Genomic DNA, 1,184 nt, shown 5'->3' with positions numbered 1-1,184 from the left:
AGCGCTTGCCCGATAGCATCTGAGATCACACTTCTGTAATCAAACAAATAAACATTGTCCTGCTCATTGGAACAGGAAATCTTGTTGAGACATTCAACAATCCTTTCAGCAGAGAAAAGCCGGCCCGTTTTCTTTTGCATTATTCGTAAAATAGTGAGAGCTAAAAAACAAGTGAGAAAGTGAGCGTTAATGTGATCCTCAAGCGACACATAGACCGGCCGCGTTTCCAGCACCCCCTTAGTAACACGGAAAGTCTCTTCGATCTGCCATAGACCGCGGTAAGTATCGATCACCTCAGTATCCGACATATCCAGTTCACTGGTGACAATAGCGTAGTAGCCGTCGTACTTTTCCTCTTCAGCTACTTTTGCAGCATCAAAGACAAGATGGTCTTTAACCTGAAGAATTTCGCCTGTCTTTTTATCAAACTTCACGTTCTTCACATACTTGCTGCGCCGTAAGCTGTGGCCTTCGAATACTTTTGAGGATTAGCCGCCTAGATCATGAGCCTTTTTCAAGACATCCTCGCGCTCCCTCCGAGCCTTCAAGGCCATACTTTTTTCCCCAGAAGACCACCTTGCTTCTCATACACGGTTTTCTTGGCCTTTTTCCCGCTTAACAGCGTCACATTGATATCACGCGCGATCACCCTGCTTTTGAGCTTGAAATCCGTGTCTTCATCAGGGCGTTTGCCGTCTTTATCCAGATAGCCTTTATCAGAGAGGACATACTCCTTAAAAGCCTTGGTACCACCCCTGACCGAAAAACTGAAGACATAACCGTTAAAATTTCTCCCCTTCTCCTTGCCTTGAAGATAAAAAATATTATCACCCGTAATAATCCCCATGTCAGCGACGACAATAATCCTGCCGGTATCATAGTTTCTTCTGACCTCGCCGATGACCGGCCGGAAGGTCTCCTTATCCGTCGTATTGCCCGGAAACAGATCATAATGCAGCGGGATCCCGTCCGCATCCATCGCCAGACCCATCTGCACAATGGGGTCGCGGCGTTTCTCTTTGCTCAGTCCCAACCTGCGTAACTCATCCTCTTCATCGATCTCAAAATAAAAATTTGTTACATCGTAATAGATCGTTTTCGTATTGCGTCCATATTTCTCAGTGATCTGAGCGTTCAGATACCTTTGGAACTCCTTCGAAATCTCAGAAAAGTGTGAAAGAGAA

At 45.7% G+C, this 1,184-nt stretch carries 2 protein-coding genes; both read right to left on the bottom strand.

Annotated elements, in window-relative coordinates; translation table 11 throughout:
• A partial coding sequence (locus tag SSCH_RS16560) for an IS1634 family transposase (protein WP_156972184.1) occupies nt 1-443 on the bottom strand: 443 nt, incomplete at its 3' end.
• A 101-nt stretch (nt 444-544) separates the two neighbouring features.
• Nucleotides 545-1,184, bottom strand: a 640-nt coding sequence (locus SSCH_RS16555; RefSeq protein WP_156972183.1) for an IS1634 family transposase, incomplete at its 5' end; no start/stop codon positions are given.

The organism is Syntrophaceticus schinkii (assembly GCF_000946815.1).
Lineage (GTDB): Bacteria > Bacillota > DSM-12270 > Thermacetogeniales > Thermacetogeniaceae > Syntrophaceticus > Syntrophaceticus schinkii.
The sequence above is the reverse complement of the archived record's forward strand: the minus strand, read 5'-3'. Positions and strand labels throughout refer to the sequence as shown.